Origin of the sequence: Catellatospora methionotrophica, from assembly GCF_011297335.1 — a bacterium.
GTDB lineage: Bacteria > Actinomycetota > Actinomycetes > Mycobacteriales > Micromonosporaceae > Catellatospora > Catellatospora methionotrophica.
In genome coordinates, this window is sequence record NZ_JAAOTJ010000006.1 from 289,701 (window position 1) to 310,042 (window position 20,342).

A 20,342-nucleotide genomic window follows, 5' to 3' on the forward strand; every position below is an offset into this window, starting at 1 on the left:
GGAGCGCGTCATGAACGACTTCACCATCGAGGACGTGCGGCGCATCCTGCGCGATGTCGCAGGGGCGGACGAGAGAGTGGACCTGGACGGGGACATCGCCGAAACCAGCTTCGCGGACCTGGGGTATGACTCCCTGGCGCTGCTGGAGACCACGGCCCGGCTGCAACGCGACCTCGGCATCCGCCTGCCCGACGACGCGGTGCTGGCGGTGAGCACGCCTGGACAGCTGATCGACCTGGTCAGCTTGACCCGGGCGGGAGCCTTGTCGTGACCGGGGACGGGGCCGGGCCGGGCGACACGCCCGGCCCGGCCGGCCCGGCCGCGTCGTGGGTGTCCTGCGGCCGCTGCCAGGCCGTCGTCTACGGCAAGCGGCTGGCCCGCAGCAACGGCATCTGCCCGCAGTGCGGCTACTGCCGCCCGCTGGCCGCCTGGGACCGGCTGGCGCTGCTGGCCGATCCCGGCTCCGTCGAGCCGCTGGACCTGGTCGCCGAGGCCGCGGACCCGCTGCGGTTCGTCGACGACAAGCCGTACCCGCAGCGCATCGCCGAAGCGCGGCACGCGACCGGGCTGGCCGAGGCGGTGGTGTGCTGCAAGCTGCGGATGGCGGGCACGCCGGCGATCGCCGCGGTGATGGACTTCCGCTTCATGGGCGGCAGCCTGTCCGGCGCGGTCGGTGAGCTGATCACCTGCGCGGCCGAGACCGCGCTGGCCCTGCGCCTGCCGCTGCTGCTGGTCACCGCCTCGGGCGGGGTGCGCATGCAGGAGGGCGTCATCGGCCTGATGCAGATGGCGAAGACCGCGCAGGCGCTGCACCAGCTCGACGAGGCGGGGCTGCCCACGGTCTGCCTGGTCACCGACCCGACCTACGGCGGGGTGGCCGCCTCGTTCGCGATGCTCGGCGACGTCGTGGTCGCCGAACCCGGCGCGCGGCTGGGCTTCGCCGGTCCCCGGGTCATCGCCCAGACCATCAAACAGGAGCTGCCGCCGGGCTTCCAGACCGCGGAGTTCCTGCTGGACCGGGGTTTCCTGGACCTGATCTGCCCGCGCCCGGCGCTGCGCCACCGGATCGGGCGGCTGCTGGCCATCGGCACCCGCCGCGACGCCGTGCCGCCGACCCCGGTCGAGGGCGGCGCGTCCACGGTGGTCCGTGATCCCGCGCTGCTGCCCGAGCGGCGGGCCTGGGAGGCGGTCCGCCGGGCCCGCAACGTCGCCCGGCCCACCACCTCCGACTACCTCAGCATGATCCTCGACGACTTCGAGGAGCTGCACGGCGACCGGGTCGGCGGCGACTGCCCGGCGATCGTCGGCGGGGTCGGCCGGCTCGGCGGCACGCCGCTGGTCGTGATCGGCCACGAGAAGGGCCACACCACCCGCGAACTGGCCCGCCGCAACTACGGCATGCCGGGCCCGTCCGGCTACCGCAAGGCCGCCCGGCTGCTGCGGCTGGCCGCCAAGTGGGGCCTGCCCGTGGTCACCCTGGTCGACACGCCCGGTGCGTATCCGGGCGTGGACGCCGAGGAGCAGGGCCAGGCGACCGCCATCGCCGAGAACCTGCGCCTGATGGGCTCGCTGCCGGTCCCGGTGGTCACCGTGATCACCGGTGAGGGGTGCAGCGGCGGGGCGCTGGGCATCGCCGTCGCCGACCGCGTACTGATCATGGAGAACGCGGTCTACACCGTGATCAGCCCCGAGGGCTGCGCGGCGATCCTGTGGCGGGACGCCGCCGCCGCGCCCACGGCCGCCGAGGCCCTGCGGGTCGACGCGCGCTCCCTGCTCGAACTCGGTGTGGTGGAAGGCGTCATCCCGGAACCGCCGGGCGGCGCCGAGGCCGACCACACCGGTGCGGCCGCCGCGCTGCGCGCCGCCGTCCATGCCGAGCTGGCCGAACTCGCGGGGCTGGACCAAGCCCGCCTCGTCGCGCAGCGGCGTGCCCGCTTCCGCCGTTTCGGCAGCTCGCGACGGCCCGATGGGGCCGTACTGATCCCGACCGAAGGAGGTTCGTGGTGACCGGTCTGCTGGATCCACACCTGCGCGTGCCACCCGTACCGGTGGACACCGCCGACGTCTGCTCGATGCACGACGCGCTGCCCGACACCGCCCGCACCGTCGCCGACGACCTCGACGACGTACGCCGCAGCGCCCAGCAGTTGCTGTCCGGCGTGGACCGGCAGCCCACCGCGCTGCGTATCCGGGCCGGTGACGTCCTCGTCGAGCTGGAGTGGGCCGACGAGAACGCCGTCGTGCCGATCGAGGCCGCGCCGGTCGCGGCGGTGGCCGCCGTGCGGACGGAGACGTCCACGACGGTCGCGGTCGCCGCCGCCCCGGCCCCGCCCGCCGACGACGGCTTCGCCGACATCTGCGCGAACACCGTCGGCACGTTCTACCGCGCGGCGGAGCCGGGCACGGCCCCGTTCGTGACCGAGGGCGACCACGTCCGGCGCGGCCAGCAGGTCGCGATCATCGAGGTGATGAAGCTGATGATCCCGGTCGAGGCCGAACGGGACGGGCAGATCGTCGCCGTGCATGTCACCGACGGCACCTCGGTGGAGTACGGCGACCGGCTGCTGACCCTCGCCCCGGCGACCGGGCGCTAGGGGGCGGGCGTGTTCACCACCGTGCTCATCGCCAACCGGGGCGAGATCGCCCTGCGCGTCGCCCGTACCTGCCGCGAGCTGGGGCTGCGCGTGGTCGCCGTCTACTCCACCGAGGACCGTGACGCCGCGGTGGTGGACCTCGCGGACGAGTCCGTCTGCATCGGACCCGGCCCGGCCCGCGCCAGCTACCTGAACATGTCCGCGATCCTGGAGGCCGCCCGGCGCACCGGCGCGGACGCGGTCCATCCCGGATACGGCTTCCTGTCCGAGGTGCCCGACTTCGCCGAGGCCTGCGAGGCCCACGGCATCACCTTCGTCGGCCCGCCCGCGCCGGTGATCGAGCGGCTGGGCGACAAGGCCGCCGCGCGCGCCGCGATGGCCGCCGCCGGGCTGCCCATGCTGCCCGGCAGCGACGGGCCGGTGCAGTGCCCGGACCTCGCCGTCAAGGTCGCCGCACAGATCGGGTACCCGGTCATCGTCAAGGCGGTGGCCGGGGGCGGCGGGCGCGGCATGCAGGTCGTGCACGAGCCCGGCGACCTGGTCCGGCAGTTCCGGGAGGTGAAGTCGGCGGCGCAGTCGCTGTTCGGCGACGACCGGCTCTACCTGGAGCGCTACCTGCCCACCGCCCGCCACGTCGAGGTGCAGATCCTCTGCGACCAGTACGGCCACGGCGTCTACCTGGGCCTGCGCGACTGCTCGGCGCAGCGGCGGCGGCAGAAGATCATCGAGGAGACGCCCGCGCCGGGCCTGGCGCCCGAACTCGCCCGCCAGATGGGCGAGGCGGCGCTGCGCGGGGCGCTGGCCACCGGCTACGTCGGCGCGGGCACCTTCGAGTTCCTGGTCGACGGCGACGGCGGCTTCCACTTCATGGAGGTCAACTGCCGCATCCAGGTCGAGCACCCGGTCACCGAACTGACCCACGGCATCGACCTGGTACGCGAGCAGCTGCTGATCGCGGCAGGGGAGCGGCTGACCCTGCGCCAGGAGGACCTGGCTCCCCGCGGCGCGGCCATGGAGTGCCGCATCAACGCCGAGGACCCGTCCCGCGACTTCGTGCCCGCCCCCGGCCGGCTGACCGAACTGCGGCTGCCCGCCGGACCGTTCGTACGCGTCGACACCGACGCCTATCCGGGCGGCCGGGTGTCCCCGGCGTACGACCCGCTGCTGGCCAAGGTCGTGGTGTGGGCCCCGGACCGGCCGCAGGCGCTGCTGCGCATGCGGCGGGCGCTCGGGGAGTTCCACGCCGCCGGGCCGGGCCTGGCCACCAACCGCGACTTCCTGCTCGCGGTGCTCGACCACCCGCAGTTCATCGAAGGAACCCACGACACCTCGCTGGTCGGCGGCATCAGCTGCCCCGGCGCGCGGGGTCTGACCGAGGAGGCATCCATTGGCTGACAGGGACAGCGACGTCCTCACCGATGTCTGCGTGATCGGCGGCGGGCCGTCCGGGCTGGCGCTCGCGCTGCTGCTGGCGCGATCCGGCGTCGACGTCACCGTGGTGGAGAAGTCGTCCAGCTTCGAACGCGCCTACCGGGGCGAGATCCTGCAGCCCAGCGGGCTGGCGGTGCTGGCCGAACTCGGGGTGCTGGCCGCGGCCCGCAACCGGGGCAGCCACGTGCACGACCGCTTCCAGCTGGTCAACAAGGGCCGGGCGGTGCTCGGGGTCGACTACCGCGAGCTGCCGGGGCCGTACAACTACATGCTCAGCGTGCCGCAGCAGTACATCCTGGAGGAGTTGCTGGCGGCGTGCCGCCGCGAGCCGACGTTCCGCTACCTGGCCGGGACCCGGATCACCGACCTGGTGCGCGACGGCGGCGCGGTGCGCGGCGCGGTCGTCTCCGGCCCGCGCGGGCAGCGCACGGTCCGGTCCCGCTGCGTCGTCGGCGCGGACGGGCGCTACTCCAAGACGCGGCAGCTGTCGGGCATCCCGTACGACCGCCGCGACGTGTTCACCTTCGACCTGCTGTGGTTCAAGCTGCCCGCGGCCGGGGACGCGGTGCGCGACGTGACCATCCGGGGCGGCGGCGGCCGGATGCTGCTCAGCTACAGCAGCTACCCCGAGGGCATCCAGCTCGGCTGGGCGCTGCCGCACGGCGGCTACCGGCAGTTCGCGGCCCGCCCGTTCACCGAGTTCCGCGACCAGCTCTGCCAGGCGGTGCCGGAGTACGCCGGGCGGGTCTACGAGAAGGTGCGCGGCCTGGCCGACCTCAGCCTGCTCGACGTGTTCGCCGGGACGGCCCGCGAATGGGCGCGCGACGGGCTGCTGCTCATCGGCGACGCCGCGCACACGCACAGCCCGCTCGGCGCGCAGGGCCTCAACCTGGCCCTGCAGGACGCGGTGCTGGCCCACCCGGCCCTGGTCGCGGCGCTGCGCAAGCCCGGCACGGTGAGCGCGGCCGCGCTGGCGGGCTACACCACCACCCGGGGCGCCGACATCAGCAAGGTGCTCAAGTTCCAGCACCTGCAGGCCAAGGGGATGCTGGGCAGCCCCAGCCGGGCGCTGGAGGTGGGCCGGCAGGCGGTGGCCTCGATCATGCACCGCACTCCGATCGGCCACAAGCTCACCCGGATGGTCGCCTTCGGCAACCCGCGCTGCCGGGTACGCACCGACCTCTACGCCACCGCGACCGGCACCGGCGCGCCCTCCCCGGGCTGACCGCCGCCGCGCACGCCCGCGCCGCTCACCCCGGGTCGCGCCGCCCGGCCGCCCGGAATCCATCCGTTCCAGCGAGGAGACTGCACATGCCCATCATCGACCTGTCCACGCCCGTGGACGCCGCGGCCTGGGAGCCCGAGCCGGTCATCCACGACGTCATGACGCCCGCGCAGGGCGCGGTGCACATGGCCGAGGAGATGGCGCTGCACTTCGGCGTCGACTTCGACCCGTCCGTGCTGCCCGACGGCGAGCTGCTGTCGGTCGACACGCTCACCCTCACCACGCACACGGGCACGCACATCGACGCGCCGTCGCACTACGGCAGCAAGGCCAGCTACGGCGTACCGCGCCACATCGACGAGATGCCGCTGGACTGGTTCCACCGGCCCGCGGTGTGCCTGGACCTGCGCTCGGCGACCGGCCCGACCGTCGACGCGGACTTCCTCGACAAGGAACTGGCCCGCATCGGCTACCAGCCGCAGCCGCTGGACATCGTGCTGCTGCACACCGGTGCGTCGGCCTGGGCGGGCACCCCGCGCTACTTCACCGAGTTCACCGGCCTGGACGCCAGCGCCACGAACTTCCTGCTGGACAAGGGCATCCGGGTCATCGGCACGGACGCGTTCAGCCTGGACGCGCCGTTCGGCGCGATGCTCAAGCGCTTCAACGAGACCGGCGACCGCGGCGTGCTGTGGCCCGCCCACTTCACCGGCCGCGACCGCGAGTTCTGCCAGATCGAACGCCTGGCCAACCTGGACGCGCTGCCCCAGCCGTACGGCTTCACCGTGTCCTGCCTGCCGATCAAGATCAAGGGAGCGGGTGCGGGCTGGACCCGCGCCGTGGCCATCGTCTGACCTCACCGACCATCCGCAGTCTTCCCATCACCGAAGGAGCGAACCATGGCGATCACCGCCCTGCCCGAGGTCACCGACACCTCCGCGATGTACCTGTCCGTCCAGCAGTTCTACGCCCGCCACATGCACCTGCTCGACTCCGGCCGGGCCCGCGAGTGGGCCGACACCTTCGCGGCCGACGGCACCTTCACCGCCCCCGGCCTCGACGCCCCTGTCCGCGGCCGTGAAGCCCTCGCCGCCGCCGTCGAGCAGACCCACGCCCGCCTGGCCGCGTCCGGCGAGACCCACCGCCACTGGCACGGCATGGTCTGGGTCACCCCCGCCGCCGACGGTCGGGCCCACGTCCGCTGCTACGGCATGGTCATCGCGATCACCGCCGACGGCACCCCGCGTATGCACCGCCACTGCATCTGCGAGGACGTCCTCGTCCCCGCCCCCGCCGAACCCGAGGGCTGGCTGGTCCAGTCCCGCCACGTCACCCCCGACGCGGCCCCGCCCACCCACTGACCCACCCACCACCGCACCGCCCACCGCGCCTCCCACGCGTCGCGCCGCGCCGCGCCGCGCATAGACGGTGGCCTATTACGTTGACTTTGATCTACGTTTTTTCAACGTAATAGGCCATCGTCTATGGAAAAAACGGACCGGGGCCACGCCGCGTGCGGCAGGGCCCCGGTCCGGGTCGGGTCGGGCGGGTGGTGGGTCAGGCGGGGAGGCGGAGCTTCATGACGCTTCCCGTGGTGGCGCAGACCGAGCAGGTGGTGATGAACGCGCTGCGGTTGCGGATGGCGATGCCGCCGGGGTGGTCGACCTTGTCGAGGACCATCTCGGGGGCCTTGCCCTCGCCCTTGATGCGCATCAGCGCGCCGACGCCACGGCTCGGGCCGAACATCGACGTGTGCGTGAACTCCAGGGCGTACAGGGAACCGTCGGGGCCGAAGGCGATGTCGACGACCGTGGTCAGGCCCTCGGTGTACACCGTGGGCTCGTGGCCGGGCACGACCTTGAAGATGCGGGCCGAGCCCTGGGTGAACGGGCGTCCGGTCAGCTCGGCGACGTAGTACGCACCGTCGCGGTAGACCACGCCCATCGGCACCGACTGCATCGGCAGCATGGTGCCGGGCGGCAGGTTGAACGAGGGCGGTGCGGGCATCTGCCGGTCGGGGAAGACCGCCAGGGTGCTCACCTGGCCCGCGGGCGTGACGAACAGCAGCGTGTTCGCGCCCGCGTCGACGACCGCGGCCCCGCCGGGCCCGAACGCCACCGACTGCGCGTTGGAGTCCAGCTCCCCGCCGTCGGGGTTGTTGGCGGCCTCGTGGGCGGTGATGTCGGCGATGCGCTGGGTGGTGAGGTGCTGCGAGAACCAGTCGCCCGACCAGTCCCGGCGCACCGACAGCAGGCGGCCCATCTGGCTGCCGGGCTCGGGCAGGCCGTCGCGGACGGCCGGGGCCTCGCTGAGGCCGACCGTGAGCAGGGCCCGGTCGTTGCGGTTGAACGCGATGTCGTCGGGCCCGATCGCCTCGGTGCCGTCGGGGCCCGCCAGCGAGGGCAGGCCGGTCAGCACGCGGGTCACGGTGCCGTCGCGGCCGACGCGCGACAGTGCGCCGGTCGCGCCCAGGCAGCCGATGCCCTGGGGCCGGGGCAGGCAGACCGGGTTGGCGGCACCGTCGGCGCCCCGCCCGGCCTCGGTGACGTACAGCGTGCCGTCGCGGTCGAAGGCGAGGCCGCGCGGGTTGCTCAGCCCGGTGGCCAGGACGGTCACGTCCGGCGCGGCCGAGGCGGGCACGCCCTGGGCGACGGCGGACAGGAGCACGGCCGACGCGATGGCCAGCCGTTTGATGGATACGAACACGAAGTTGCCTCCGGCGGGCAGGGTCAGGTGTCCGTACCAATAAAACCCATATCGCCTCATTTACCCTGCGTGACGCGCCCGCCACGCTGTGCCATCTCGACGCGGCACCCGGTCAGCAGGGGGCGGGCTCGGTCGCGGGGACGGCGGCCGGGGAGGCGGTGGCCGGGGCCGGGGTGCGGCTGTGGACGGTGAGCATGGGCAGGAAGAACTGCGCCAGCGGGCCGATGGCCAGGGCGTACAGGATGGTGCCGAGTCCCGCCTTGCCGCCGAGCGCGAAGCCGACGGCGACCACGGCGATCTCCAGCACGGTGCGCCAGCCGCGCAGTGACCAGGTGCGAGCCGCGAGCCCGGTCATCAGCCCGTCGCGCGGTCCCGGACCCAGATTGGCTCCGATGTAGAGGCCACTGGCGAAGCCGCACAGCACGATGCCGCCGATCATGAAGGCCCAGCGCACGAGCACGTGTGACGGCTCGGGCAGCACCTGGTTGGCCACGTCCACGACCAGCCCGATCACCACGATGTTGGCGATGGTGCCGATGCCGGGCCGCTGGCGCAGCGGGATCCAGCACAGCAGCACGGCCGCGCCGACGATGATCAGCACGGTGCCGACGCTGAGCCCGGCGCGCAGCGCGACACCCTGGTGGAGCACGTCCCAGGGCTGGTTGCCCAGGTGCGCGCGCAGCATCAAGCTGATGCTCACGCCGTACCCGAGCAGGCCGACGAGCAGCTGGAACAGGCGGCGGGGGAGGCGTTCGCGCAGGGGCATCGGCGCCGGGCGGCGCGAGGCGGGGGCGGTGGCGACCCGGCGCTGGGTCGACCCGAGTGGCATGGGCAGTGGCTTGCGTGCGCCTGTCATGTCTGCCAGTCTGGAGGCCAATCGAGAAGCCAGAAAGGGCCAATCCGGAGGGACTGGCCTTACCGGCAGGGGAGTAGCGATGACCGTCTCCGTCCGCGGGGTGCAGCTGGCCCGGCTGCTCGGCCGCTGGCACGCCCTGCCCGCCCGGCGGCGCAGCCCCGACTACGCGGCGCTGGCCTCCTCCGTGCGTGGCCTGCTCGCCGACGGCCGCCTGGCCCTGGGCGTACGCCTACCCGCCGAGCGCGAACTCGCCGACGCCCTGGAGATCTCCCGCACCACGGTCAGCGCCGCCTACCGGGAGCTGCGCGACTCGGGCCACCTGACCAGCCGCCGCGGCGCGGGCAGCTGGACGACCCTGCCCAGCGGCCACCGGGTGGCCAGCAGCGGCCTGTGGATGGCCGACGACGAACTCGACCTGATCGACCTGAGCTGCGCCGCGCTGCCCGCACCCGAGCCGCTGATGGCCGCGGCCCGCGAGGCCGTCGAGGAGCTGCCGCACTACCTGGGCGGGGTGGGCTACCACCCGAGCGGCATCACCGAGCTGCGTGAGGCCGTGGCCGACCAGTACACCGAGCGCGGCCTGCCGACCAGCCCCGAGCAGATCATGATCACGAACGGGGTGCTGCACGCGCTCGACCTGATCCTGCGGCTGCAGGTGCCCGTCGGCGCGTCGGTGCTGGTCGAGTCGCCGACCTACCCCAACGCGCTGGCCGCGTTCGCCGCCCGCCGCGCCCGGATCAGCACGCACGGGCTCGACGAGGGAGGCTGGGACGCCGAGCTGCTGCTCGGCGCGCTGCGCCAGACCCGGCCGAGCCTGGCCTACCTGATCCCCGAGTTCCACAACCCGACCGGCCACGTGATGCCCGCCGGGCTGCGCGAGCAGCTGGTCGCCACCGCCCAGCGCACCGGCACCGACCTGGTCATCGACGAGTCCTTCGTGGACCTGCCGCTGGACGGCCAGCCGATGCCGCCCGCGGTGGCCTCCTTCGACCGGCACGGCCGGGTGCTCACCATCGGCGGCATGAGCAAGCCGTTCTGGGGCGGCCTGCGGGTCGGCTGGATCCGCGCGTCGGCCCCGATCGTGCAGCGGCTGGCCGCGGTGCGGGTCGGCGTGGACACCGCCGGGCCGGTGCTGGACCAGCTCGTCGCGGTGCGCCTGCTCAGCCGCGCCGCCGAGGTCATCCCGCAGCGCCGGGCGCTGCTGGCCGCGCAGCGCGACGCGCTGGTCGCCGCGGTGCACGAGCACCTGCCGAGCTGGCGGGTGACCGTGCCGTCGGGCGGGGTCACCCTGTGGGCCGAGCTGGACGGCCCGGTGTCGAGCGCGCTGGCGCGCGCGGTGGAGCCCCTGGGCGTACGCCTCGCGCCCGGCCCCCGCTTCGGCGTGGACGGCACCCTCGAACGCTTCATCCGGCTGCCCTTCACCCAGCCCGTCCCCGAACTCGTCGACGGCGTACGCCGCATCGCCGCCGCCCGCTACGACCTGGACCGCACCGGCCGCCCCCAGTGGAGCGAACCCGCCCTGATCGCCTGACCCGAGACGTGCAAAAACGTAGGGGCGGCTTGTGGCCGCCCCTACGTACCTCACTGCGTGGGAAAGAAAGACCTCGCCGGATCAGATTTCGACGAGGGAACCCTGGTACATCTTCTCGATATCCGAGGCGAAATTGGTCTCCACTGTGCGTCGCTTCAGCTTCATCGAGGGGGTGATCTCGCCGTGCTCGATGGTCAGGTCGCGCGGCAGGATGGTGAACTTCTTGATGGTCTCCCAGCGGTTGAGCTTCGCGTTCAGCTCGTCGATGTGCCCGCCGACCATGGCCTTCGCCTCGTCCGAGGTCACGATCTCCTGGTAGCTCCTGCCCTCCAGCGGCGTGCCCGCCGCCCAGCCGGTGATCGCCTCGGGGTCGAGGGACACCAGCATCGAGCAGTAGTTGCGCGAGTTGCCGATCACGAGCACCTGCGAGGTGTACGGGCACAGCGCCTTGAACAGGCCCTCGATGTGGCTCGGCGCGATGTACTTGCCGCCTGAGGTCTTGACCAGGTCCTTCTTTCGGTCCGTGATCTTCAGGAAGCCGTCGGCGTCGAGCTCGCCGATGTCGCCGGTGCGGAAGAAGCCGTCCTCGGTGAACACGGCCGCGGTCTCACCGGGCAGGTTGTGGTAGCCCCGCATGATCGGCGCGCCGCGCAGCAGGATCTCGCCGTCCTCATCGATCCGGATCTCCAGGTCGCCGAGCGGCTGGCCGACCGTGCCGATCTTCAGCGCGCCGGGCCGGTTGACGAACGCGCCCGCGCAGTTCTCGGTCAGGCCGTAGCCCTCGCTGATGGGCAGGCCCGCGGCGGCGAAGAACTCCGCGATCGGCACGGACAGCGCGGCCGAGCCGGACACCATGTAGCGGATGTTGCCGCCCAGCCGCGCGTGCAGCTTGCTGAACACCAGCTTGTGCGCGATGCCGTACTTGCGCATCAGGCCGCTGGGCACCGGCTTGCCCGCCTGCTCCAGCGCGACCCGCTCGCGGCCGACCCGCACCGCCCACGCGAAGATCTTCGCCTTGAGCCCGCCCGCCTCGGTGGCCTGGCTGACGACGCGGTTGTAGACCTTCTCGAAGATGCGCGGCGCGCCGCACATCAGCGTCGGCTGGACCAGGCCCAGGTTTTCGACGATCTTGTCGACCCGGCCGTCCACGTACGTCGGCACGCCGACGTGGATGATGCCGCAGATCAGGGTCTTGCCGAACGAGTGCGACAGCGGCAGCCAGAGGAACTGCACATCGGTCGGCAGCAGCACGCCGACGTCCGACTGCGCCACGCCCTCCCAGGTCCAGCCGCGGTGCAGCAGCTCGACGCCCTTCGGGCGGCCGGTGGTGCCGGAGGTGTAGATCAGGGTGGCCAGGTTGTCCGGGCCGATGCCCGCGATCAGGTCGTCGACCAGCGACGGGTTGGCCGCCAGCGCCTCGGCCCCGCGGCGCTCCAGGTCGGCCAGCGTCAGCTGCGGGAACTCGGCGGCCGGGTCGGCCTCGCCGTCGATCAGCACGATGTGGGTGAGCGTCGGCACCGCGGCGCGGCTCATCTTGGCGGCCTGCGCCGGGTTCTCCGCGATCAGCACCCGCGACCCGGAGTCGGCGACGATGAAGCACGCCTCCTCGGGCTCGGTGGTCGGGTACACCGTGGTCGTCGCGGCGCTGGAGCACATGATGCCGAGGTCGGCGACGATCCAGTCGAGCCGGGTGTTGGCCAGGATCGCGACGCGGTCCTCGCTGCCGACGCCGAGCGTGGTCAGACCGGCGGCGATTGCCTTGGCGCGCTCCGCGATCTGGGCCCAGGTGTACCAGACCGGCGCATTGTTCGCGTCCGGGCCGCCGAAGGCGCGGGCGTCGGGGGACGCCGCCACTCGCTGCAGGAACATGTCCGGAATAGACCGGTAGGGCACATCAATGGTCATGAGTCGGGGCCGCCTCTGGTAGGCAAGAGTGACGGGGGACACGTTAACTTGGTGTTACCGAAGGGTAATGCTGCGCACGGGCTTGGGGAACCCCTCGAGAAGATCTTTTCTAGGGGTCAGCAGGGCTGTCACCGGCCCGCGGGCCTGCCGCTCAGACGCCCAGCCGCGCCCCGCGCAGCCGGGCCGCCTGCTCCGGCGGGCCGTCCAGGCTGGCCCGCGCGTGGCCCTGCCGGCCGGACAGGAACATCAGCAGCTCGCCCGGCGTGCCGGTGAGGTTGAGCGGCTGCGTGCCGGCCCGCCCGGTGGTCACCGTGCCGTGGCCCGGCGAGATCACCCGCACCTGCACCGGGTAACGGCGCAGGACCAGCGACGCGCGCCGCCGGGCCTGCCCCCACAGCGCCTCCGACAGTCCCGGGCCCAGCTTGCGGGGTGCCCAGTCGGCGACCGCCCGGCGGATGTCCTCCAGGTGGATGAACATCTCGGCCAGGTTGACGGCCTCGTCCAGCGGCCCGAGCCCGGCGGGGCTCCACCGCGGCGGATGCCGCAGCTCGGTGAGCAGGGTGTCGAAGTCGCGGGCGGCATAGCGTCGCTGCACCCTGGCGGTGTGCCCGGCGAAGCGCTTGATCAGGATGCCCGCGGCGGCGTCGGGGCGGCGCTCCCGCAGCAGCAGGTGCGCCAGGAGATCGCGCACGGTCCAGTCCCCGCACAGCGTGGGGGCGTCTGGTCCGACCTCGGCCATCAGGTCGGCCAGGGCTAGCCTTTCAGCGAAGGCGTACCGGGTCATGTCGGCGATCCTACGTACCCGCGAGGGCGGTGTGATGCCCGGCACAGGCCATACCCGCTCGCCTGGAGCAGCGGCGTCGGTAAGGATAGGAAGCCAAGCTAAATACTTACCGACCTTGACGACGGGGATACCAGTGGCAGGGCAGACTGCCGGCGACGCGCCGGCTAAACCGGAGATCACCGGTCGCGACGTGCTCGCCCGCGGGGCGCGGGTGATGTGGCGCGGAATCCGGGACGAGCCGCGCCGGTTCACCACGGCCGTGCTGGGCAGCTGCCTGTTCGGCGCGCTGGTCATCGGGCAGGCCATCGTGGTCGGCTGGCTGGTCGACGAGCTCATCCAGCCCGCCACCACCGGCGGCGACGTCACCGCGGGCGCGATGGCGCTGGGTGCGACGGTGCTGATCGCGATGGGCCTGGGCCGGGTCGCGGGCATCTTCGGCCGCCGGCTGGGCGCGGGCTTCATGCAGTTCGCCCTGCAGGCCAGGTACCGCCACGAGGTGACGCGCCGCTACCTGCAGTTGCCGGTCTCCTGGCACCAGCGCCACGCCACCGGCACGCTGCTGTCCAACGCCAACTCCGACGTCGAGGCCGCGTGGTTCCCGGTCGCGCCGCTGCCGTTCGCCGTCGGCACCATGTTCATGCTGGTCGTCGCGGTCGGCGTGCTGTTCTCGGTGGACTGGGCGCTGGCCCTGGTCGGCCTGGTGGTCTTCCCGGTGCTGTTCGTGATGAACGTGGTCTTCTCCCGGCGGATGGCCCCGCGCCAGGCCCGCGCGCAGCACCTGCGCGCCGAGGTCGCCGCGATCGCCCACGAGAGCTTCGACGGCGCGCTGGTGGTCAAGACCATGGGCCGCGAGGACCTGGAGACCCGCCGCTTCGCCGCGCGGGCGGGCGAGCTGCGCGACGCGCTGATCAGCGTCGGGCGGCTGCGCGGCCTGTTCGACCCGCTGATGGAGTCGCTGCCGTTCCTGGGCACGCTGCTGGCGCTGCTGGTCGGCGCGTGGCGGATGGACCAGGGCGCGATCGGGCTCAACGAGGTCGTGCAGGTGACCTTCCTGTTCACCGTGCTGGCGTTCCCGGTGCGGGCCATCGGCTGGGTGCTCGGCGACCTGCCGCGCTCGGTCGCGGGCTGGGACCGCGTCGAGCACGTGCTCCAGTCGACCGGGCAGATGCCGTACGGCGCGCAGGACCTGCCCGGCTCCGGCGCCGCCGAGCTGAGCTTCCGCAACGTCGACTTCGCGTACGACCCGGCCCAGCCGGTGCTGCGCGACGTCACCTTCACCGTGCCCGCCGGGCGCACCGTGGCACTGGTCGGCCCGACGGGCTCCGGCAAGTCGACCATCGCCACCCTGGCCGCCCGCCTGCTCGACCCCGAACAGGGGCAGATCGCGCTCGACGGCACCGACGCGCGGGGGCTCAGCTCCGCGTCGCTGGCCCACGCGGTGGCGCTGGTGCCGCAGATCGCGTTCGTCTTCGACGACACGGTGCGCGGCAACGTCGCGCTGGACCGGCCCGGCATCGACGACGACCGGGTGCACGAGGCGCTGGCCACCGCGCAGGCCGACACGTTCATCGCGCGCCTGCCCGAGCACCTGGACACCCAGCTCGGCGAGCGGGGCACCTCGCTGTCGGGCGGGCAGCGCCAGCGGGTCACCCTGGCCCGCGCGCTGGCCGGGCAGCCGCGGCTGCTCATCCTCGACGACGCGACCAGCGCCGTCGACCCGCGCGTGGAGGCCCGCATCCTGGCCTCGCTGCGCGGGTCCGCGCAGAGCACGACGATCCTGGTCGTCGCGTACCGCCGGGCCACCATCGCGCTGGCCGACGAGGTCGTCTACATCGAGTCCGGCCGGGTGATCGCCACCGGCACGCACGAGCGGCTGCTGGCCACCGTCGGCGGGTACGCCGACCTGGTCACCGCGTACGAGAAGGCCGAGGAGGAGCGCGAACGCGACCGCCTCTACGACGAGGCCTCCGCCGCCGAGCAGGAAGAGGAGGTCGCCGCGTGAGCGAGCTAAGTGAGCGAACCATGACGCAGCATTCTCACGCTGCCGACGAGCGCAGCGAGGAGAAGGCGTGAGCGCGTCCGCTGTCACCCAAGAGAGCCGGTCCGAGTCGGCCTGGGCCACGTTCCGCCGGGGCATCTCGCTGTCGCCTGAGCTCAAGGCGGGTCTGGCGGGCACGCTGGGGCTGGCCCTGATCGCGATGATCGGCCGCGCGGCGGTGCCGGTCGCGGTCCAGCAGGGCATCGACCGCGGCCTCGGCGTGCAGACCGGCCACCTGGACATGGGCGTGATCGCGACCGTCGTCGGCATCACCGCGCTGATCCTGGTCGTCACCACGATCTGCGGCTACTTCATGATGCGGCGGCTGTTCACGGTCAGCGAGACCGCGCTGGCCAACATCCGGGTGCGCACGTTCCGGCACATCCACGACCTGTCCATGCTGCACCAGCAGTCCGAGCGCCGGGGCACCATGGTGTCGCGGGTGACCAGCGACGTCGACTCGATCACGCAGTTCATCCAGTGGGGCGGCGTGATCCTCATGGTCAACGGCGGCCAGCTGGTGGTCACCACGATCGTGATGGCGTTCTACTCCTGGCAGCTCACCCTGGTGGTGCTGGCCGCGTTCCTGCCCGCGGTGGTCGTCATCAAGGCCTTCCAGAAGCGCCTTTCCGGGGCGTACGCCGAGAACCGCCGCCGGATCGGCGTCATGCTCGGCGCGATCTCGGAGTCCGTGGTCGGCGCCTCGGTGATCCGGGCCTACGGCGTCTCCGAGCGCAGCGGCGCGAAGCTGTCCGCGACCATCGACGACTACCAGCAGGCGCAGCGCCGGGCCATGCGCATCAGCGTGACCAGCTTCTCCGTCGGCGAGATCGCGTCCGCGCTGGCGCTGGCCTCGGTGGTGCTGGTCGGGGTGCGGTTCGGGGTCGCCGGTGAGATCACGTTCGGCGAGATGACCGCGTTCCTGTTCCTGGTCACCCTGTTCATCCAGCCCGTCCAGATCGCCACCGAGGTGCTCAACGAGGCCCAGAACGCTGTCGCGGGCTGGCGGCGGCTGCTCGACGTCGTCGACCTGGAGCCCGACGTGGCCGACCCCGCCGAGCGCGGCGTCGACCTGCCGGAGGGCCCGCTGGACATCAGCTTCGAGCGGGTCAGCTTCAGCTACCCGGTGGACGGCGAGCCCGGCCCGCGGGTGCTGCACGAGGTGCACCTGGACGTCGCCGCCAAGACCCGGGTCGCCGTCGTCGGCGAGACCGGCAGCGGCAAGACCACGTTCGCCAAGCTGCTCACCCGCCTGATGGATCCCAGCGAGGGCCGGGTGCTGCTGTCGGGCACCCCGCTGACCGACGTGCGCTTCGCGTCCCTGCGCAGCCGCGTCGTGATGGTCCCGCAGGACGGCTTCCTGTTCGACGCCACGGTCGCCGAGAACGTGCGCTTCGCCCGGCCCGACCTCACCGACGCCGAGCTGGAGCAGGCCTTCACCGACCTGGGCCTGCTCGACTGGGTCCAGGGCCTGGCCCACGGCCTCGACACCCCCGTCGGCGAGCGGGGCGAAGCCCTGAGCGTCGGCGAGCGCCAGCTCGTCGCCCTGGCCCGCGCCTACGTGGCGGACCCCGACCTGCTGGTCCTGGACGAGGCCACCAGCGCCGTCGACCCCGCCACCGAGGTGCGCCTGCAGCGCACCCTCGACGCGGTGACCCGGGGCCGCACGACGGTGGCCATCGCCCACCGTCTCTCCACGGCCCAGGCTGCCGACGAGGTCATCGTCGTGGACAAGGGCGTGGTCATCCAGCGGGGCCCGCACGACGAACTGCTGACCCTGCCGGACTCCGTCTACGCCAAGCTCTACGCGTCCTGGCTCGAACAGACCCGCTGACACGACGATCGCGACGGCCGCAGTGGCCGTCGCGATCGTCGTTTACGGGGTCAGCGCGAGTAGAACTCGACGACCAGCTGCTCGTCGCAGATCACGGGGATCTCGGTGCGCAGCGGCTCGCGGGTCAGCGTGGCGCGCAGGTCGGTGAGGCTGACCTCCAGGTACGGGGCGGTCGGCCCGTCGAGGTGCCCGCCCGCCGCGGCGATCTGGAACGGGGGCTTGGTGCGGCTGCGCTCGCGCACGGTGATGGTCTGCCAGGGCTTCACCCGGTAGGACGGGCGGTCGACCTTCTGGCCGTCGACGGCGATGTGGCCGTGCCCGACGGCCTGGCGGGCCTGGTAGATGGTGCGGGCGAAGCCGGCGCGCAGGACCAGGGCGTCCAGGCGGCACTCCAGGGCGACGAGCAGGGTCTCGCCGGTCTTGCCGGAGCTGCGGGCGGCCTTGTCGAACTGGTTGCGCAGCTGCGTCTCGCTGATGAAGTACTGGTGGCGTAGGCGCTGCTTCTCCAGCAGCCGGACCTGGTAGTCGGAGGGCTTCTTGCGGGCCCGTCCGTGCACGCCCGGCGGGAACGGCCGCCGCTCGAAGTACTTGACGCACTTGCGGGTCAGCGGGATGCCGAGAGCCCGGGACAGCTTCGCCTTGGGCCGCGCTTGGTTCACGAGGGTGCCTCCAACGTCCGGATGTCATAGGTTAGGCTGGCCTAACGAAGGTAAGCCTAACCGACGTTGGAGGACCGCCGTGCCGCACCCCGCCGAGATCGCCCGCTCCATGACAGCCGGCCGCCTGCCCGGCGTGGCGCAGGTCCCGTTCCACGCCAGCCCGTACCGGGTGCGCCACGCCACCGACCACGAAGGACGCCCGCTGCTGCTGTGCCGCGACGGCGGGCAGCTCGACAACGCGCTGCGCCCGCGCGACGGCGAGGGTGACGACACCGCCGTCGTGCTCGCCGTGGGGGAGTCGCGCGGGGCGCGGGTCTGGGTGTCCGGCTGGGCCACCGCGCTCGAGGACATCGAGGCGCGCGCCGCCGCCCTGGAGTTCGCGAGCGTGAACCCGGTCAGCGACCTGCTCGACGTGGGGCGCGGCTTCCGGCTGTACCGGATGGACGTCGCCGAGGTGCGGCTGGAGTGCCCGACCGGGCACCTGACCGAGATCGACGTCGAGGACTACGCGGCGGCCGAACCGGCCGCGTCGGTGGCCTAGCTCCCGCTGGCGGCCGAGCCGAGGTCGCCGGTCAGGTAACGCTGCAGGTTCGGCGCGACGGCGGCGACCACCTGCTCGGCAGGCAGCGAGGCCAGCGGCTCCAGTTTCACGATGTAACGCATCAGGACCAGCCCGCCGATCTGGCTGGCCACCAGCGACGCGCGCAGCGGGGCCTGCGCCGGGTCCAGTTTCAGCTCCGCCTGGACGCGGCGCAGGATCTGCGTGGTCACGAACTCGCGGAACAGGCGCATGCTCCACTCGTTGGTCATCGCCGAGCGGACCACGGACACCCCGACGGTGCCGACCGGCGAGTCCCAGACGGTCACGAACAGCCGGGCCAGGCGTACGCCCGCGTCGTCCTTGCCGCCCGCCACGACCTGGTCGATCAGCTCCCGGGGATCCATCGGGAACTGCATGGTCGCGACGAACAGCTGCTCCTTGGTGCCGAAGTAGTGGTGCACCAGGGCCGGGTCCACCTCGGCCGCGGCCGCGATGGCACGCATCGTCGCGGCGTCGAAGCCCTTCTCCGCGAACAGCTGGCGTGCCGCGGCGAGGATCGCCTCGCGGGTGTCGGGGTTGCCCGGCCGTCGCCCGGTGCGGCTGCGCTTCATCTGGCCCTTCCAGCGCGTCCCCGGCACGCCGCTCGGTGCGGCAGGCCGGGGACGTCCGTGCTCGTCGTCGCCGATGATTCTCCCGGACGGGGCCGGGCGCGGCGGTCAGGGGGTGCGGCGGCGCAGCGTGCCCGCGGCGGCGACCAGCGCCACCACCACCGCACCGGCGACGATGGCGAAGTCGCGCCACATCGTGCCGGTCGGCTCGGCGTGCGCGCCGACCTCCTGCAGCGCCTCGACGGCGTACGTCAGCGGCAGCACGTCGCTGATCGCCTGCAGCCAGCCCGCCATCAGGTCACGCGGCACGAACAGCCCGCACAGCAGCAGCTGCGGCACCGCCAGCACCGGCATGAACTGCACCGCCTGGAACTCCGTCTTGGCGAACGCGCTGGCCAGCAGGCCCAGCGCCATGCCCAGCACCGCGTTCGCCACGGCGATCATGACGACGTACCCGGCCGCGCCCTGGGTGTCCAGGTCGAGCACCAGGTAGGCCAGCGCGCTGGCGAAGCCCGCCTGAACCGCCGCGGCCACCCCGAACGCGAGCCCGTAGCCGAACAGCAGGTCGGTCTTGCGCAGTGGCGTGGTGAGCAGCCGCTCCAGCGTGCCGGTGGTGCGCTCGCGCAGCATGGCGATGCTGGTGATCAGGAACATGATGATGAACGGGAAGACGCCCAGCATGATCAGTGCGATGTGGTCGAAGACGCCCGGCTGGCCGTCGTACATGAAGTAGAGCAGTGTCAGCAGCAGCGTCGGCACGGCCACCAGCATCGCCACCGTACGGCGGTCGTGGCGCAGCTGGCGCAGGATGCGCCCGGTCGTGTGCAGCAGGATCATGACGGGACCTCGCTCGTCTCGCCGGCGGCGCGCGGGGCGGGCACGCCCTGGCGCCGGATCAGGGTAAGGAAGGCCTGGTCGAGGTCGTCCGTGCCGGCGGACGCCTTGACCGCGGCGGGGGTGTCGTCGGCGATCAGCGAACCCTCGCGGATCAGCAGCAGCCGGTCGCAGCGGTTGGCCTCGTCCATCACGTGGCTGGACACGACCAGCGTCGAGCCGTTCTCGGCCAGACCCCGGAACTGCGCCCACAGCTCGTCGCGCAGCACCGGATCCTGGCCCACCGTCGGCTCGTCGAGCACCAGCACCTTCGGCTTGCTGACGATCGCGCAGGCCAGCGAGGCCCGGCTGCGCTGCCCGCCGGACAGGTTGCCGACCAGCTGCGAACCGGCCTGCTCCAGGCCCACGTCACGCACCGCGGCGTCGGCCTCGGACTGGCCCAGCCCGTAGAGCGCGGCGAAGTAGCGGGCGTTCTCGCGGACCGTCAGGTCGGCGTACACGCTGGGGGCCTGGGTGAGGTAGCCGATCTGGCTGCGCAGTTTCGCGTCCCCGGCCGGGCGGCCCAGCACGGTGACCGTGCCCGACCGCACCACCTGGACGCCCACGATCGCGCGCATGAGCGTGGTCTTGCCACTGCCCGACGGGCCCAGCAGGCCGGTCACGCTGCCCTCCGGGATGGTGCAGCTCAGGCCGTGCAGCACAGGCCTGGCTCCCCGGTGTACGACGAGGTCGGCGACCTCGATCGCGGATGTCATGGGAGTCCTCCGTAGAATTCAACGCTTGATGAACTCAACGG

The 20,342-nt window shown here is 72.6% G+C and carries 19 protein-coding genes; 11 read left to right on the forward strand and 8 right to left on the reverse strand.

Annotation, left to right across the window (positions count from 1 at the left end):
- Positions 1–10: 10 nt before the first annotated feature.
- From HAV40_RS17525 to HAV40_RS38895, 7 genes are all read left to right on the forward strand, one after another.
- The gene (locus HAV40_RS17525; RefSeq protein WP_166382505.1) at positions 11–271 is read left to right on the forward strand and encodes an acyl carrier protein; all 261 of its coding nucleotides are present in this window, start codon (positions 11–13) and stop codon (positions 269–271) included.
- A complete protein-coding gene (locus HAV40_RS17530) occupies positions 268–2,007 on the forward strand; it encodes an acetyl-CoA carboxylase carboxyltransferase subunit alpha (protein ID WP_166382507.1) in 1,740 nt (579 codons plus the stop codon). The genes HAV40_RS17525 and HAV40_RS17530 overlap by 4 nt, the downstream gene beginning before the upstream one ends.
- On the forward strand, positions 2,004–2,594 hold the full coding sequence (locus tag HAV40_RS17535) for an acetyl-CoA carboxylase biotin carboxyl carrier protein (protein ID WP_239085808.1): 591 nt from the start codon (positions 2,004–2,006) through the stop codon (positions 2,592–2,594). Before HAV40_RS17530 ends, HAV40_RS17535 begins: the two co-directional genes overlap by 4 nt.
- A gap of 9 nt (positions 2,595–2,603) precedes the next feature.
- Positions 2,604–3,989, forward strand: a complete 1,386-nt coding sequence (locus tag HAV40_RS17540) for an acetyl-CoA carboxylase biotin carboxylase subunit (protein WP_166382509.1) — start codon at positions 2,604–2,606, stop codon at positions 3,987–3,989.
- Positions 3,982–5,250 (forward strand): FAD-dependent oxidoreductase, encoded by a 1,269-nt coding sequence (locus HAV40_RS17545; RefSeq protein ID WP_166382511.1) that lies wholly within the window; start codon positions 3,982–3,984, stop codon positions 5,248–5,250. Before HAV40_RS17540 ends, HAV40_RS17545 begins: the two co-directional genes overlap by 8 nt.
- A gap of 86 nt (positions 5,251–5,336) precedes the next feature.
- On the forward strand, positions 5,337–6,104 hold the full coding sequence (locus HAV40_RS17550) for a cyclase family protein (RefSeq protein ID WP_166382513.1): 768 nt from the start codon (positions 5,337–5,339) through the stop codon (positions 6,102–6,104).
- Between the two features lie 45 nt (positions 6,105–6,149).
- Positions 6,150–6,611, forward strand: coding sequence for a nuclear transport factor 2 family protein (locus HAV40_RS38895; RefSeq protein ID WP_166382515.1), 462 nt, complete (start codon positions 6,150–6,152; stop codon positions 6,609–6,611).
- Positions 6,612–6,807: 196 nt separating this feature from the next.
- On the opposite strand, the gene HAV40_RS17560 is transcribed toward HAV40_RS38895, so the two are convergent.
- Complete coding sequence (locus tag HAV40_RS17560) at positions 6,808–8,016, reverse strand: ScyD/ScyE family protein (protein WP_166382517.1); 1,209 nt, start codon at positions 8,014–8,016, stop codon at positions 6,808–6,810.
- A 52-nt stretch (positions 8,017–8,068) separates the two neighbouring features.
- Complete coding sequence (gene yczE, locus HAV40_RS17565; protein ID WP_166382677.1) at positions 8,069–8,722, reverse strand: membrane protein YczE; 654 nt, start codon at positions 8,720–8,722, stop codon at positions 8,069–8,071.
- 169 nt (positions 8,723–8,891) lie between these two features.
- Between yczE and yczR the strand changes: the two genes are divergently transcribed.
- Complete coding sequence (gene yczR, locus HAV40_RS17570; protein ID WP_166382519.1) at positions 8,892–10,343, forward strand: MocR-like transcription factor YczR; 1,452 nt, start codon at positions 8,892–8,894, stop codon at positions 10,341–10,343.
- An 81-nt stretch (positions 10,344–10,424) separates the two neighbouring features.
- On the opposite strand, the gene HAV40_RS17575 is transcribed toward yczR, so the two are convergent.
- Positions 10,425–12,248, reverse strand: coding sequence for an AMP-dependent synthetase/ligase (locus tag HAV40_RS17575; RefSeq protein WP_166382521.1), 1,824 nt, complete (start codon positions 12,246–12,248; stop codon positions 10,425–10,427).
- 151 nt (positions 12,249–12,399) lie between these two features.
- On the reverse strand, positions 12,400–13,032 hold the full coding sequence (locus tag HAV40_RS17580) for a TIGR03085 family metal-binding protein (protein ID WP_166382523.1): 633 nt from the start codon (positions 13,030–13,032) through the stop codon (positions 12,400–12,402).
- Positions 13,033–13,246: 214 nt separating this feature from the next.
- Between HAV40_RS17580 and HAV40_RS17585 the strand changes: the two genes are divergently transcribed.
- On the forward strand, positions 13,247–15,034 hold the full coding sequence (locus HAV40_RS17585; RefSeq protein WP_203671073.1) for an ABC transporter ATP-binding protein: 1,788 nt from the start codon (positions 13,247–13,249) through the stop codon (positions 15,032–15,034).
- 67 nt (positions 15,035–15,101) lie between these two features.
- Entirely contained in the window at positions 15,102–16,904 is a 1,803-nt protein-coding gene (locus tag HAV40_RS17590) for an ABC transporter ATP-binding protein (RefSeq protein ID WP_166382525.1), read from the forward strand.
- A 50-nt stretch (positions 16,905–16,954) separates the two neighbouring features.
- Here the strand turns inward: HAV40_RS17590 and rpsD are convergent, their stop codons facing one another.
- The gene (gene rpsD / locus HAV40_RS17595) at positions 16,955–17,563 is read right to left on the reverse strand and encodes a 30S ribosomal protein S4 (RefSeq protein WP_166382527.1); all 609 of its coding nucleotides are present in this window, start codon (positions 17,561–17,563) and stop codon (positions 16,955–16,957) included.
- Positions 17,564–17,642: 79 nt separating this feature from the next.
- Here rpsD and HAV40_RS17600 point away from each other — a divergent pair, with 79 nt between their 5' ends.
- Positions 17,643–18,104, forward strand: a complete 462-nt coding sequence (locus tag HAV40_RS17600) for a hypothetical protein (protein WP_166382529.1) — start codon at positions 17,643–17,645, stop codon at positions 18,102–18,104.
- Here HAV40_RS17600 and HAV40_RS17605 read toward each other — a convergent pair.
- From HAV40_RS17605 to HAV40_RS17615, 3 genes are all read right to left on the reverse strand, one after another.
- The gene (locus tag HAV40_RS17605) at positions 18,101–18,715 is read right to left on the reverse strand and encodes a TetR/AcrR family transcriptional regulator (RefSeq protein WP_166382531.1); all 615 of its coding nucleotides are present in this window, start codon (positions 18,713–18,715) and stop codon (positions 18,101–18,103) included. The genes HAV40_RS17600 and HAV40_RS17605 overlap by 4 nt on opposite strands.
- A 105-nt stretch (positions 18,716–18,820) precedes the next feature.
- A complete protein-coding gene (locus HAV40_RS17610) occupies positions 18,821–19,549 on the reverse strand; it encodes an ABC transporter permease (RefSeq protein WP_166382533.1) in 729 nt (242 codons plus the stop codon).
- Entirely contained in the window at positions 19,546–20,301 is a 756-nt protein-coding gene (locus tag HAV40_RS17615; protein WP_166382535.1) for an ABC transporter ATP-binding protein, read from the reverse strand. Before HAV40_RS17615 ends, HAV40_RS17610 begins: the two co-directional genes overlap by 4 nt.
- Between the last annotated feature and the right edge of the window lie 41 nt (positions 20,302–20,342).